Genomic DNA, 14,986 nt, shown 5'->3' on the forward strand with positions numbered 1-14,986 from the left:
GATCGCGCGGCCCCTTGGTTGTCGGGGCCACCGCTTAGACGATACCGCTGCTGCTGGCGCCCGCCTTGGCCGGCCGGCGTTCCGCCGCCTGGCTGCGATAACCGCTTGACCGATAGAACGCCACCGGATCGATCGCGCCGCCGGACCGCAGCCGCGCCATCGCCAGAATCGCGCTGACGTCGGTGCGGTACGCGTGCTTGAGCGTTTGTGCCGACTGCAGCGCGTCATTGGCTTCCTGATACTGTCGCAGAACCACGCGATCGACCAGATTCGCCTGGACGAATGCGCGCTGCACTTCGACCGCGCTGTTCATCAGGCTTTCGATCGGATCGGTCACATTGTGCGACTGGTCCAGCATGTAGGCCGGCGCGAACGACGCGCCTTCGCGTTCGGCGGCGTCGGCCAGCTCGTTGAAGACCAGGAACAGCTGGAACGGATTGATGCTGCCCGAATCCAGGTCGTCGTCGCCGTATTTGCTGTCATTGAAGTGGAAGCCACCCAGCTTGCCGAACTGCGCCAGCCGCGCGACGATCATCTCGATGTTGGTGTTCGGCGCATGGTGGCCCAGGTCCACCAGGCATTTCGCCTTCTCGCCCAAGGTTTGCGCGCAGGCGAAACTGGTGCCCCAGTCGGCGATGGTGGTGGCGTAGAACGCCGGCTCGAACAGCTTATGTTCGATAAACATATTCCAGTCGGCCGGCAGCGCGGCGTAAATGCCGCGCGCGCTGTCCAGATAACGCTCCAGCGCGCCGCGCAGATTGTGCTGGCCCGGGAAGTTGGCGCCATCGCCCACCCATACGGTCAACGCCTTCGATCCCAGCGCCCGGCCCAACTCGATACATTCGATATTGTGCTCGACCGCCTGGGCGCGCGTGGCAGCGCTGTGCGCCGTCATGCTGCCGTATTTGTAGGTGTGCTCCTGGCCCACCTGGTCCTGGAAGGTGTTCGAATTGACGGCGTCGAAATACAGGCCGTGGCTCTCGGCCTGCTGGCGCAGCGCCGACGGGTCCGAGGTTTTATCCCAGGGGAAGTGCAGCGACACCCCGGGCGTCGCGCAGGTCAGCTGGTGGATGACGGCGCAGTCCTCCAGCTTTTCGACCACGTTGCGCGGCTCGCCCTTTCCCGGAAAACGGGCGAAGCGCGTGCCGCCGGTGCCGGCGCCCCAACTTGGCAAGGCCACCGCGAACTTCTCCGCTTGCGCGGTCAGCTTTTCGATATCCTGTCCACGGCGGGCCAGCATGCCGCCCAGCGCCGCGTAGTCCTCGTCCAGATTGGCGCGCAGCTTGGCGTTGTGTTCGGCCACGCGGCCGCTGTCGATGATGCTCATAAGGTCTCCTTCGTTATTTTTATAGTGTGTGGCTTAGCGCGTGAACGCAGCGGCGTTGCCGGCATCGACGTTGAGAATGTTACCAGTGCTCTTGCCGGCTTTGTCGCTCGCCAGGAAGTACACGGCTTCGGCGATATCCTCCGGCAGAACGCTCAGTTTCAGCATGCTGCGGTCACGGTAGAATTTCTCGACGTCGTCGGCCTCGATTTTATTCGACTGGGCGCGTTCCTGCTTCCACTTGCCGTCCCAGATGCGCGAGCCCTTGATGACCGCGTCCGGATTGACGACGTTGACGCGGATGCCGTGCGGCGCGCCTTCCAGCGCGATGCAGCGCGCCAGGTGGATTTCCGCAGCCTTGGCGGTGCAATAGGCGGAAGCGCCGGCCGATGCCACCAGGCCGTTTTTGCTGGCGACGAAGACCATGCTGCCGCCGAGTCCCTGCTGCTTCATGATGCGGAAGGCGGCGCGGCTGGCCAGGAAGTAGCCGGTCACCAGGATGTCCTGGTTGCGCTGCCAGATTTCCAGGGTGGTGTCTTCCAGCGGCGCCGACGAGGCGATGCCGGCGTTGGAGATCAGCAGATCGACGCCGCCGAAACGCAGCGCGGCCGCCTGCAGCACGCTTTCCACCGCCTCTTCGCTGGTGATGTTGGCGACGATGCTGCCAACACTGTCCTTGCCGGCCGACTTTACCAGATCGGCGTGCGCCTGCGACAGCGCCTCCGGATCGATATCGGTCAACATCACGCAAGCGCCTTCCTGCAGCAGCTGCTTGGCGACCGCCTGGCCGATGCCGCCGGCGCCGCCGGTGACCAGCGCGATGCGCCCGGCCAGGCTTTTAGGCTTCGGCATGCGCTGCAGCTTCGCTTCTTCCAGCAGCCAGTATTCGATGTCGAAGGCTTCCTGTTCCGGCAGGCCGACATAGGTGTCCACACCGTTCGCGCCGCGCATCACGTTGATCGCGTTGACATAGAACTCGCCGGCGATGCGTGCGGTGGCTTTGTCCTTGGCGAACGACAGCATGCCGACGCCCGGAATCAGGTAGATGATCGGATTGGCGTCGCGAACGGCCGGGCTGTTATCGTGCTTGCAGCGCTCGTAGTAGGCCACATAGCCGGCCCGGTAGTCCTCCAGCGCCTGATCCAGGCCGGCGACCAGCTTGTCGAAGTCCGGCTTGAGCGGGTCGAAGTCGATCACGAACGGACGGATTTTTGTGCGCAGGAAGTGGTCGGGGCACGAGGTTCCCAAGGCCGCCAGCGGTTGCAGGTCGCGGCTGCAGACGAATTCCAGCACGGCGGCGCTATCGTCGAAGTGACCGAGCTTGTATTCGTCGCGGCTGATTTTACCGCGCAACAGCGGCATCAATTTGGCCGCCAGGGCGCTGCGCTGTTCGGACGGCAGCGGCTCGATGGCCTGGCCGCCGAACGAAGGCTGCTTCGAATTGGCGGCCAGCCACTCCTCCGCGCGTTTGATGATCGCCAGCGTGGTCTCGTAACAGGACTTGGCGGTGTCGCCCCAGGTGAACAAGCCGTGGCCTTCGAGGATGATGCCCTTCAGGTTGGGCTGTGCCTTCGACACCTGTTCCAGTTTCAGGCCAAGGTCGTAGCCTGGACGCTGCCATGGCAGCCATCCCAACTCGCCCTCGAAGATTTTTTGCGTCAGCGCCTGGCTGCCGGCGCAGGCCGCGATGGCGATCACCGCGTCCGGGTGCATGTGGTCGACGTGCTTGCGGGCGATATAGGCGTGCAGCGGCGTGTCGATGCTGGCGGCGCGCGGATTCAGATTGAACGTGCAATGCGGCAGATAGGCCACCATCTCGTCTTCCAGCGCCAGGCCGCGATAGCGCCCCTTCAAGGCGTTGAGCTTATCCATGTACAGCGTCGAAAAACCGTCAAGCTTGATGCTGCCAAGGTCGCCGCCGGAGCCCTTCACCCACAGCACCTCCACTTGCTCGCCGCTGAGCGGGTCGGCCATCATCACCTTGGCCGAGGTGTTACCGCCGCCGAAATTGGTGATGCGCAGGTCCGAGCCAAGCAGGTTCGAACGGTATAGCAACAGCTCCGGCTCGCTCATGGCTGCCGCAGCTTTGTCGTCCCACAGAGAAGTGATCGGGGCCTGCTGCTGAGTCAAATTCATTTACTGATCTCCGTTGTTTGATTGTGCGTTTAGTTTTCGTTCATGCCGCTTTTGGCAACTGTAACCAGTAGAAATCAGCGGCGCATGGGTGTCAATGCGCCAGCGCTCAAGTTGATGACCAAGTAGGAAATAATCATATCGATGATCAGAACTTGATCAGTTCACGAAAACGATATCGAAACAATCAAATATTTGATCGACTAATGATTGACGTAAGATTTTGAAATGTTTAGTCTTAGTAATTAATAAAGGCGCACACCGGATCGGTCCCCCAGAAAACTGTGGCAGCGACGGTAGTAAGCGCCAAATAAAAGGAGACAGGAATGGTAAATCACAAACGCCGTAAACGTTTGCTGAAGTTGCTCGCCGAACATAATACGGCCAGCGTGCCGCAGTTGGTCGACTGGCTCAGCGCCTCCCCCGCCACCGTGCGCCGCGACATCAGCTGGCTCGCCGCCCGCAGTCTGCTCACCCGCACCCGTGGCGGCGCCGCGAACCTGGAGCAGAAAAAGCGCAGCTTCACCCTCACCAGCGAGACCTTCCAGCACAATATCCAGTGCTACGCCGAGCGCAAACGCGCCATCGCGCGCCACGCCGCCGGCATGTGCAGCGAAGGTGAAACGATCATCATCAACGGCGGCACCACCACCTTCATGATGGCCGAATTCCTGGTCGACCAGCACCTCAAGATCCTCACCAACTCCTTCCTGATGGCCGAACGCCTGCTCGTATCGAGCGAGAACGAGATCATTGTCCCCGGCGGCAAGGTCTATCGCGAGCAGAACGTCATCCTCAGCCCCTTCGACAACGACATCACCCAGCACCACTACGCGGCCAAGATGTTCATGAGCGTCTACGGCCTGTCGCTGCTTGGCCTGATGGAGGCCGACCCGCTGCTGATCCAGGCCGAGAAGCGCCTGATCTCGCAGGCGGAAGAACTGATCGTTTTGGTCGACAGCTCCAAGTTCGCCAAGAAGGCGGGCCTGATCCTGTGCGGCTTGAACCGCGTATCGACCGTCATCACCGACACCTACGCCTCCGATTCGGCGGTGCAGCTGCTCGAGCAATCGGGGGTGCGAGTGGTCACCGTGGAGCCGGAAGCGATCCCCGCCCAGCACAACGCCAGCCAGTTCAATCCACCGTTCGACTACCAGTCGGCGGCGATGTACCAATCGGAGGTATCGCATTGAAGCGCAGGAAGATCGTATTGGCGGCCGTTGCCGCCGGCCTGCTCACGGCCATCGCCGGCTGCGGCGAGAAGAAAAGTGACAACATGCGCATCGCGATGGTCGTCAAGAGCCTGGGCAACGGCTTCTTCGACGCCGCCCACACCGGCGCCAAGGACGCGGCAAAGGAGCTGAAAAATGTGGAGATCATCTACACCGGGCCGACCACGCCGAGCGCCGAGGGCCAGATCGAAATCATCAACTCGCTGATCAGCCAGAAGGTCGACGCCATCGTCATCTCGGCCAACGATCCCAACGCGCTGGTGCCGATCACCAAAAAGGCCATGGCGCGCGGGATTAAGGTGATCTCCTTTGACAGCGGGCTGGCGCCGGACGGCCGCTTGATGCAGCTGAATCCCTCCAACCCGGAGATGATCGGATTGAAGCAGATCCAGATGGCGTCCGACGCCATCGGCGGCAAAGGTGAGATCGCGATCCTGTCGGCGTCGGCGCAGGCGACCAACCAGAATATCTGGATCGGCGTGATGAAAAAGACGCTGGAGAAGCCAGAGTACAGCAACATGAAGCTGGTGGCCACCGTCTACGGCGACGACCAGTCCGACAAGAGCTACCGCGAGGCGATCGGCCTGTTGCGCAGCAATCCGAAGCTGAAGGCGATCATCGCCCCGACCACGGTGGGCATCAACGCCGCCAGCAAGGCGGTGGTCGACGAAAACCTGGTCGGCAAGGTGTTCGTCACCGGTTTGGGACTGCCGTCCGAGATGGCTGGCCACGTCAAGAGCGGCGCGGTGCGCGAATTCGCGATCTGGAATCCGATCGACCTCGGTTACGCCGCCACTTACGCCGCCTACGACTTCGTCAAGGGCCAGCCCACCGCCAAGCCGGGTGGCAGCGTCTCGGCCGGCCGCATGGGCAGCATCGCATTGGACGCCAACGGTGAAGGCGCGATGGCGCCGCCATTCACCTACGACAAAGGGAACGTCGACAAGTTCTCCAAGATCTTCTGAGCTGGAGTCCCATGAATAATAATACAACCCCGGTCCTGCAATTGACCGGGATCTGCAAGCGCTTTGCCGGCATCGTCGCGTTGAACAACGTGGCGCTGTCGGTGCGCGCGGGTGAGGTCATGGCGCTGATCGGAGAGAACGGCGCCGGCAAGTCGACATTGGTCAAAACCCTGACCGGCATCTACCGGCCGGACGAAGGTTCGATCGAACTGGCCGGCCGACCGGTCAAATTCGCCAACGCGCAGGACGCGATGCGCGCCGGCGTCACCGCGGTGCACCAGGAAACCGTGATGTTCGACGAGCTGACCGTGGCGGAGAATATCTACGTCGGCCGCCAGCCGTGCAAGGGTGCATCGGGCCGCATCGACTGGAGCAAGATCGAGGCGGAGGCCGAGAAGCTGTTCGCGCGCCTGGAGGTGAACCTGCCGGTGCGCGCCCGCGTCAAGGATTTGAGCGTGGCCCAGCGCCACTTCGTCGAAATCGCCCGCGCGCTGTCGCGGGATGCGCGCGTGGTGATCCTGGACGAGCCGACGGCATCGCTGTCGCAGCGCGAGATCCACGAACTGTATCGCATTATCGGCCAGCTGCGCGCCGCAGGCACGGCGATCATTTTCATCACCCACAAATTCGACGAGATCTTCGCCGTCGCGGACCGCTACACGGTGCTGCGCGACGGCCAGTTCATCGCAGAAGGTGCGATCGCCGACGTCACCGAGCAGGAGCTGGTGGCGCTGATGGTGGGCCGCACCGTCAAGCAAGCCTACCCGAAGGCGAATGTCACGCCGGGCGAGGTGCTGCTCGAAGTGAAAAACCTCTGCCATCCGACCGAATTCGACGACGTCAGTTTCTCCTTGCGGCGTGGGGAAATCCTCGGCTTCTATGGACTGGTCGGCGCCGGCCGCTCGGAGGTCATGCACGCGGTCTTTGGATTGAGCACCGCCGCGCGCGGAACGGTCAGGCTCGATGGCAAGGAGATTTGCGTCACCTGCGCGTCCGACGCCATCAGGCACGGCATCGCCTATGTGCCGGAAGACCGCCAGCACCAGGGCGCCCATTTGTCGCTGCCCATCCTGCAGAACATCACGCTGCCGATCCTGTCGAAGGTCGGCTTCTTCCTGCGCGGACGCCGGGCGCAGGAAACCGCGATCGCGCGCCACTACGCCGAGCAGCTGGAGCTGAAGGCGGCGCACTTGACGCAGAACGTCTCCGAACTCTCAGGCGGCAATCAACAGAAGGTCGTGCTGGGCAAATGGCTGGCGACCAATCCAAAAGTGATCATCCTGGACGAACCGACCAAGGGCATCGACATCGGCTCCAAGGCCGCCGTGCACCGCTTTATCGGTGAGCTGGTGAGCAAGGGGCTGTCGGTGATCCTGGTCTCGTCCGAACTGCCCGAGGTCATGGGCCTGGCCGACCGCATCGTCGTCATGCACCAGGGCCGCATCGAACATATATATAACCGCGCCGACGCCACGCCGGAAAATATCGTGGCCGCCGCCTCGGGCTGCGCGCTGCCAGTGGAGGAATGCGTATGAAGGCGTTGCTGAAAATGCGCGAAGTTCAGCTTGCGCTGTGCACCGTCGCACTGATCATATTGGTGGGCACGCGGGCGCCTGTGTTTGTCACAGGCTCGAGCCTGGCCAACCTGCTCACCGACAGCACCTTGCTGATCATGCTGGCGCTGACGCAGATGCTGGTCATTGTCACACGCGGCGTCGATCTGTCGGTCGCTTCCAGCCTGGCGCTGGCGGGCATGATGTCGGCGCTGCTGGCGTCGCGCTTCCCGGAACTGCCGCTGCCGCTGGTGATGCTGGCGGCGGTGGCGATCGGGCTGCTGCTTGGTTTGATCAACGGTTACCTGATCGGCTATCTCGATCTGGCGCCGATTGTCGTCACCCTGGGTACGATGAGCGTCTATCGCGGCCTGGTGTTCGTGCTGTCCGGCGGCGCCTGGGTCTCCTCGCACCAGATGCCGGCCGATTTCATCGCCTTCCCGCTGGCGCGCCTGTTCGGCGTCACGCATCTGGTGTGGATCGCGGCGCTGACCGTGCTGGCGGCTTGGTACGTCGCAAAGCACAGCCGCTTCGGCCGCGACCTGTACGCCATCGGCAACGAGCCGTTTTCGGCCCGCTACGTCGGCATTCCCATCGCAAGCCGCTTGATGTGGACTTACGGGCTGTCCGGCGCCATGGCCGGCTTGTGCGGCTACCTGTGGGTGGCGCGCTATGCGGTCGCCTACACCGAGATCGCCTACGGCTTTGAATTCACCGTCATCGCGGCGTGCGTCATCGGCGGCATCAGCATCGCCGGCGGCAGCGGCAGTGTGGCCGGCGCAATGCTGGGCGGCCTGTTCCTCGCCGTGATCGGCAACGCGCTGCCGGTGGTGAAGGTGTCGCCCTTCTGGCAAAGCGCGCTGACCGGCGTCGTGATCCTGACGGCGGTGCTGATCAACGCCCGTGGCGGCAGACCTATCGGCCGGCAAATCCTGCCGCTGCACCTGAACAAATCCAACGCAACCGGGAGCGCTGCGTGACTACGAGTACCGTGATGTCCAATTCCACCGACGCGCCTGAAAAATCCGGCGCCTCCCGCTACATCATCGCGGACCGTCCGGGCTTCCGCCTGGGCGCCCTGCTCGCAAGTTGGGAAGCCCTGCTTGCGCTGCTGCTGGTGGCCGCCTTCGCCGCCAACGCCATCATGCTGCCGCACTTCCTCGACTTGTACAACCTGGCCGACGGCACCTTCAACTTCAGCGAAAAGGCGCTGATCGCGCTGCCGATGGCGTTGCTGATCATCTGCCGCGAGATCGACATTTCCGTGTCCGGCATCCTGGCGCTGTCGTCGGTGTCAATCGGCCTGGCGCACGCCAACGGCATTGCGCCGGAGCTCCTGCTGCCGATCGCGCTGGCCACCGGCACGGCCTGCGGCTGGCTCAATGGCATCATGGTCACGCGCTACCGCCTGCCGTCGATCGTCGTCACGATCGGCACCGTTTCGCTGTTCCGTGGCCTGGCCAGCGTGGTGCTGGGCGATAAGGCCTTCACCGGCTACCCGCAGGTGATGGCCGATTGGGGCCAGGGCTACTTCTTCGGCTTCATCCCGCGCGAATTCATCATCCTGTTGCTGTTCGCAGGCCTGTTCGCGTTCGTGCTGCACGCGACGACCTGGGGCCGCCGCATCTACGCCATCGGCAACAACCCGGTCGCGGCGCGCTTCTCCGGCATCGCCGTCGACCGCTATCGCCTGGTGCTGTTCATGCTGACCGGCGCCATGGCCGGCTTGGCAGCCTACCTGCTGACGGGACGCATCGGCAGCACGCGGCCGAATATCGCCATGGGCTGGGAGCTAGAAGTGATCACGATGGTCATCCTGGGCGGGGTCGGCATCGCGGGCGGCGCCGGCACCATCGGCGGCGTGATGCTGGCCGTCCTGACCCTGGGCACTGTCACTTACGGCCTGTCGTTGGCGAATATCCCGGGCATCTACATGACCATCGTCGTCGGTATCCTGCTACTGGCGACCATCGCCCTGCCACGTCTGCTGCGCGGCCGGAAGACCGCCAAATGAGTTCTTCGATCGAAGCCACCATCGTCCTCGATATCGGAAAAACCAACGTCAAGCTGGTGCTCATCGATGTCGACGGCGCGGTGCTGGCGGAACGCCGCAGTCCGAATACGATACGCAATTGCACGCCGTATCCGCACCACGACACGGACCGCATCTGGAGCTGGATGCTGGACGGGATGCAGCAGTTTTCGGCGCTGGCACATGTCGGCGCCATCGTCAGCGTTACGCACGGCGCCACGGCGGCGCTGGTCGATGACGAGGGACTGGTGCTGCCGGTGCTCGACTACGAGTTCGAGATGCCCGGCGAGCAGGGAGCGCACTACGCCGGCCAGCGGCCGCCCTATTCCGCGACCTACTCGCCGCGGCTGCCGGCCGGCCTGAATCTCGGAAGGCAGCTCGCCTGGCAGGCGCAGGCCTTTCCCGAGGAGTTCCGCCGCGCGCGCCATATCCTGATGTATCCGCAGTATTGGGCGTGGCGTTTGAGCGGCGTGGCGGCCAGCGAGGTCACGTCGCTGGGTTGTCACACCGACCTGTGGCAGCCGGCGCGCCAGCAGTATTCGTCGCTGGTCGAGCGCCTGGGATGGAACGATTTGTTCCCGCCGCTGCAGCCGGCGTGGGCGCCGCTCGGTAACCTGAAGGCGGAGCTGGCACGGCAAACGGGCTTGCCGTCCGGGTGCAGGGTCTTGTGCGGCATCCATGACAGCAATGCGTCGCTGCTGCGGCATTTCGTGCGGGCGGATGGTGGCGAGGGCGACCCGCCGGCGGTGCTGTCCACCGGAACCTGGGTGATCGCCGCCGCGCCGGGCAAGCCGCTGGAAGGTTTGCGCGAGGCGGCCGACATGCTCGCCAATAGCAACGCGATGGGCCAGGCCGTGGCATGCATGCGTTTTATGGGTGGGCGCGAGTTCGGGGCGTTGGCGGGCGCGGAGCTGGAGGTCTGCGGGATGGAGGATTTGCGTTTGCTGATCGCACGGCAGACGATGGCACTGCCCTGCTACTCGCAGGCTGGCGGTCCTTTCGCGGGCCGGGCTGGCGAGATTCTCGGGACGGCGCCGCAAGACAACCGGCAGCGTTACGCGCTCGCCACGCTATATTGCGTTTTGATGAGCGACTACTGCCTGGAGCAGTTGGGCGCGGACGGCGCGGTGGTGGTCGAAGGCAGCTACACGGGAAACCCATGGTTCGCGCCGTTGCTGGCGGCGCTGCGCCCGCGGCAGCAGATCAGCAGCACGGATGACACCAGCGGGACCACCTGCGGCGGCTGGATGCTGCATCACTGGGGCAGCACGGCGGCCGTGCGGAGTACGACGGCGGAGCCATTGAAGATCGATGGCTGGGACGAATATAAGGAGCGCTGGCTATCCCTCGTGGAAACACGTAGGGCGGATTAGCGCAGCGTAATCCGCCGTGCATGCTCCGTTGTCAATCACGTTTGTCGGCTACCGGTTGACCGAAATTCGGCGTGCCGTCCGCGTTCCAGTGCAGCACCTGCGCGCGCGTGTGGCGGTTCTGGTCATTCAGCGGATCTCCGACGATGTCACGGTAGTTGCGCGCGTGGTAGACCAGGATATCCGTTTTGCCGTCCGGCGTGGTCGTGAACGAGTTGTGCCCCGGCCCATACTGGCCATTCGCCTCGCTGCTGACAAACACCGGCTTCGGCGATTTGCTCCAGGTGCCGGGCTTCAGTAGATCTCCTCCCGCCGGTGCCGTCAACAAGCCAAGCGCATAGTTCGCATCCGTCGCGCTGGCCGAATAGCTGACAAACACCTTGCCATTCTTGACCAGCACCGCCGGCGCTTCATTGACCGCGTGCTTGACCTTTTCCCAGTCATACTCGGGCTTTGTCAGCATCACAGCAGGGCCTTTGATCGACGACGGCGTATCCATCGCGGCGATGTAGATGTTGGTGGCGTGCGTGGTCGATTCCGGGGCCACCTGCGTCCACAGCAAATAGCGCTTGCTGTCCATGGCAAACGTGGTGGCGTCCAGAGAGAACGACTCCCAGCCCGTCTTGAGCTGCCCTAGCTCTTTCCATTCACCCTCCAGGGGATTGGGCGAACTGTTTTCCAGCACGTACAGGCGGATCTCCCAAATCTTCTCGGCGCTGCCTGCGGTGAAGTAGATGTACCATTTGCCGTCGATGTGGTGCATTTCCGGCGCCCAGATGTGCGCACCCATGATGCCGCTGGCGTGCTTGCGCCACACCACCTTGGCCTCGGCCGCTCCCAGATCGTTGAGCGAGCGGGCGCGCCGCAGCTCGATGCGGTCGTACTCCGGCGCCGTGGCCGTAAAGTAGTAATAGCCGTCGCTGTGCAGCGAGACCTGCGGGTCGGCCCGCTGTTTGACCAGCGGGTTGTTGAATACCGGTTCCGCCGCCGATGCGACGAGCGCAAACGAAAAAACAGCGGCCATACAGGCCGCCGTTTTCAGTCCGCGCGCAATAAACGCTTGCGCCATGGATGCCCTCAGTTTTTTAACGCTCAGTTTTTGAACGACACACTCACAAAGTAACGGCGGCCGGACCACGCCAATTCGTTCACACGGAACGTATCGCCGGCGTCGGTGGTCTGGGCTTGGTCCGTCAAGTTCTTGCCTTCGATGGAGAACGTGATGTTGTCATTGTAGCGATATTGGAACTTCGCGTCGAGGAAACCGGTCTTCTCCTGGAAGTTCGGATTGCCCGAAACGTCGTTGCTACCGGTGTAGAAACGGTCGCGGTAGTTATAGGCGAGACGCGCGTTGACCTTGCCCAGGTCATACCACAGCGCGAGGTTGTAGCTGTTTTTCGACAGTCCGGCATACGGCAGCACCGTGCCGTCCAGGATGTTCAAGCGCTCGGTCCCCGCCGCATATTTGTACGTCATGCGGGTGTAGTTGGCGTCGCCGCCGAAGCCACCGAGCCAGCCAGGCAGGAAGGTGAAGGCGGTGCGCGCCGTCAGTTCGATGCCCTTGGTGGTGGCGCCCTTGCCATTGATCGCTTGCGTGACATCAAAATATTCACCGTTCTTAAACAGGTCGACGTGTTTGACGATTTGCTTCTCCAGGATGTAGCTGTCGATATCCTTCTTGAACAAACCAACGCTCACCTGGCTGTCGGCGCTCGGATAATATTCGAAGCTCAAATCCGTGTTCTTGGCGCGGAACGGCTTCAGATCCGGATTGCCGGCCGTGCAATCGTCGTCGCCGTCGCCGCCGAACACCGCCAGGCCGCTGTTGCGGATGCAGCGGGCGTTCGGCACCAGCAGGTCGACACTGGGCCGCGACATGACCTTGGACAGGCCGAATCGCACCATGAACTTGTCGGGCACAACCCAACCCATCACGTTGAGGCTAGGCAGGTAGTCGTGGTAGGTATTCTCGAGCGTGGCGATGTTGGTGCCGAACAGGTAGTCGGAGTAGCCGCTTCCGCTGCTTGGATTAGCCATGCGCACGCCGTACGTCTGCGAACCCGTTGACTTGTCGCGCGTGCCGGTATAGCGGACCCCGACGTTACCCCAGATCTGGTGATCATAAAGTTCGGTGTCGAAGTCGACGCGCAGATAGGCCGACTTGATGCGCTCTTCGACCCGATACACCGGCACTTGCGGGTGCATCGCGCCGTCGGTGCCCAAGCCGTTGTAAATGGTGTCGAAGTTGAACTTGGAGGGGTTGAAGAATTGCGCCGCCTGGCTATAGACCGGCGCCAGCCAGCCACTCGGGATATTGTCAACCTTGTCGTAGCCGCCGAAGAACGTACCCGGCGAGCGACCGCGCACGGCATCGACCAGCTGCGCCATCTGCGCGGCGCTCAGGTAGCCGCTCGAACTGGGGGCGTTGACCGCGCTGATGACATCGGGCGCCCGAATCACGCCCGTCTTGTTGTTCGGATCATAGGTGAGGGTCTGGTTTGCATTAGCCCCGCCGACGTTGATGTCGTCCGCCGTGCTCACCAGATCGGCGCCGCTACTGAACTTATACGGATCGCCTTTGTACTGCTGCGCCGACGCCTTGCGCGCCTGAACGCCGAACCAGACCTTGCTGAAGAATGGCGTCGACAGACGGTACTTGAAATCCAGCTTGGCTTGGTCTTCGTCGTTCTTGGTTTCGTAGGGCCGGTATTGCAGCTCGGCGCGTACGTAGGAGCTGCTGTCGTCGGGCGAATAACCTTGCGGGAAGGTGAAGTGCGGCATGCCCTGTTTGTCGAGCGAGACCTTCAGGCCCGGCGCGTTCTGCGTCAATACGATGCTGTTGGTCTCATTGTGGTAGTTCGAGCGCGATGTGCCACCGAGACCTTCGATCTCCAACGGACCGTTTTTGTAGGTGAAGCCCGTGCTCACGTAGCGCGAATCGATCTTCAGGTCGAAGTCGCGCGCCGAGGTACTGAACGCGCCCTGTGCGCCGATGCCGGCCAGGTAGGTGCAATTGCCGACGGTGTAGTCGGTCACATAGTGGTTGGTGACGGTCATCCCCGCCGGCGTCGAGGTAGTCGGCGCGGCGACACAGCTTCCGCCGGTGGGCACGCCGGAGGCGCTGTACGTTGGCGCCACGCCGGCGTTGGCCAGGCGGGTGACCGCGCCGAACTCGGTGCCGAAATTGCGATCGTTGAGACGCTGGTCCTGCTTGTTGCCCTGGTAGCTTACATAGGCTTTCAGCTCGTTGCTGAATTTATACTGCGCCGTGAGCTCCGCCGACGAGCGTTTGTGGTCGCGGGTCCAGATGCCGTAACGCGGCACGCCCGGCGAGTAATCGTACCATTGCGAGCTGCAAGCGGTGCGCTGGGCCGGTGTCAATGCGGTGGACGAGCAACCGGATGCTTGCGAAATACCGGCCACCGCCGGATCGAGGGAAGTGACGGTCTTCTCGGGCGAGAAGTCCCAGTCGCGCAGGAAGCGCCAGCTGGTGTTGCGCGTGTAGTCGTTGCGGGTGCGGACGTCGTCATACACCACGTTGGCCATCACCCCGAGGCGGCCGTCGAGGAACTGGTCGGCGATCAGCAGGCTGGCGCGCGGCTGCACGCCGCCACGGCTCGACGCCTGCTCGCCCGAGAGCGTGCCGGCCATCGTAAACTTCTTGAAGTCCAGCGGCTTGCGCGTGGTGATCACCACCGTGCCGCCCACGCCGCCCTCGGTCAGGTCGGCGGTGCTGCCCTTGAAGACGTCGATCGAGGCGATCAACTCGGAGGCCAGCTCGCGCAGCTCGGCGCCGCGACCGGCGCCGCCATTGGTGCCCAGCACCGACATGCCGTTGACCTCGACCCGGTTCAAATTCGGCTCGACGCCCCGGATGGAGATTTGCGAGCCTTCGCCGAAATCGCGCGTGAGCTGCACGCCGGTGATGCGCGACAGCGCTTCGCCCACGTTCTTGTCCGGGAACTGGTTGATGTCCTCCGCCACCAGCGAGTCGGAGACGGTGGAGTTGCGGATCTTGCGGTCGATCGCCGACGCCACCGATTTACGGGTGCCGACCACGGTGACGACGGCTGGCGCCACATCGTCCGGCGCGCGCGGCGTGGCCGCGGGCTGGGAGGCTGGCGCGGCGGCGTCGGTCGATTGCGCCATCGCGCCGCTACTGGCCAGGATGGAGGCGACCGCCGACGCCACAGCGGCTACGATGACACGCTGGGTGGTGCGGCTGCCGGTTTGCTTCGAGTGCTTACCTGATGTGTTCGTTGTTGTGTTCACTTTTTGTCTCCCGTCGTCTCGGCCTTGGGGTCTGGCCTTAGTTTTATGATCAGCTTGTGAGCGCATTCTAGTAGTCGCTTGCGCATAAAAATCATCGCCCGCTCA

The 14,986-nt window shown here is 63.1% G+C and carries 10 protein-coding genes; 6 read left to right on the forward strand and 4 right to left on the reverse strand.

Annotated features, from left to right (window positions below; translation table 11 throughout):
* Positions 1-34: 34 nt before the first annotated feature.
* Together rhaI and NHH73_16695 are read right to left on the reverse strand one after the other, a co-directional pair.
* The gene (rhaI, locus tag NHH73_16690; protein USX24265.1) at positions 35-1,327 is read right to left on the reverse strand and encodes an L-rhamnose catabolism isomerase; all 1,293 of its coding nucleotides are present in this window, start codon (positions 1,325-1,327) and stop codon (positions 35-37) included.
* Positions 1,328-1,360: 33 nt separating this feature from the next.
* A complete protein-coding gene (locus NHH73_16695) occupies positions 1,361-3,460 on the reverse strand; it encodes a bifunctional rhamnulose-1-phosphate aldolase/short-chain dehydrogenase (GenBank protein ID USX24266.1) in 2,100 nt (699 codons plus the stop codon).
* A gap of 323 nt (positions 3,461-3,783) precedes the next feature.
* Between NHH73_16695 and NHH73_16700 the strand changes: the two genes are divergently transcribed.
* The 6 genes from NHH73_16700 to NHH73_16725 are packed head-to-tail and all read left to right on the forward strand — an operon-like array spanning position 3,784 to position 10,612.
* Positions 3,784-4,650 carry a DeoR/GlpR family DNA-binding transcription regulator gene (locus NHH73_16700; protein ID USX24267.1) on the forward strand — a complete coding sequence of 289 codons (867 nt, stop codon included), beginning with the start codon at positions 3,784-3,786 and terminating at the stop codon, positions 4,648-4,650.
* Positions 4,647-5,654, forward strand: a complete 1,008-nt coding sequence (gene rhaS, locus NHH73_16705; GenBank protein ID USX24268.1) for a rhamnose ABC transporter substrate-binding protein — start codon at positions 4,647-4,649, stop codon at positions 5,652-5,654. Before NHH73_16700 ends, rhaS begins: the two co-directional genes overlap by 4 nt.
* 11 nt (positions 5,655-5,665) lie before the next feature.
* Entirely contained in the window at positions 5,666-7,189 is a 1,524-nt protein-coding gene (locus tag NHH73_16710) for a sugar ABC transporter ATP-binding protein (GenBank protein ID USX24269.1), read from the forward strand.
* A complete protein-coding gene (locus NHH73_16715; protein USX24270.1) occupies positions 7,186-8,187 on the forward strand; it encodes an ABC transporter permease in 1,002 nt (333 codons plus the stop codon). The genes NHH73_16710 and NHH73_16715 overlap by 4 nt, the downstream gene beginning before the upstream one ends.
* 14 nt (positions 8,188-8,201) lie before the next feature.
* Complete coding sequence (locus NHH73_16720; GenBank protein ID USX29640.1) at positions 8,202-9,221, forward strand: ABC transporter permease; 1,020 nt, start codon at positions 8,202-8,204, stop codon at positions 9,219-9,221.
* On the forward strand, positions 9,218-10,612 hold the full coding sequence (locus NHH73_16725; protein USX24271.1) for an FGGY family carbohydrate kinase: 1,395 nt from the start codon (positions 9,218-9,220) through the stop codon (positions 10,610-10,612). The genes NHH73_16720 and NHH73_16725 overlap by 4 nt, the downstream gene beginning before the upstream one ends.
* A gap of 31 nt (positions 10,613-10,643) precedes the next feature.
* Here NHH73_16725 and NHH73_16730 read toward each other — a convergent pair whose 3' ends face one another.
* Both NHH73_16730 and NHH73_16735 read right to left on the reverse strand, forming a co-directional pair.
* The gene (locus NHH73_16730; protein USX24272.1) at positions 10,644-11,633 is read right to left on the reverse strand and encodes a glycoside hydrolase family 43 protein; all 990 of its coding nucleotides are present in this window, start codon (positions 11,631-11,633) and stop codon (positions 10,644-10,646) included.
* A gap of 68 nt (positions 11,634-11,701) precedes the next feature.
* The gene (locus NHH73_16735) at positions 11,702-14,881 is read right to left on the reverse strand and encodes a TonB-dependent receptor (GenBank protein USX24273.1); all 3,180 of its coding nucleotides are present in this window, start codon (positions 14,879-14,881) and stop codon (positions 11,702-11,704) included.
* Positions 14,882-14,986: the final 105 nt, after the last annotated feature.

It is taken from the genome of Oxalobacteraceae bacterium OTU3CINTB1 (assembly GCA_024123955.1).
Lineage (GTDB): Bacteria > Pseudomonadota > Gammaproteobacteria > Burkholderiales > Burkholderiaceae_D > Rugamonas.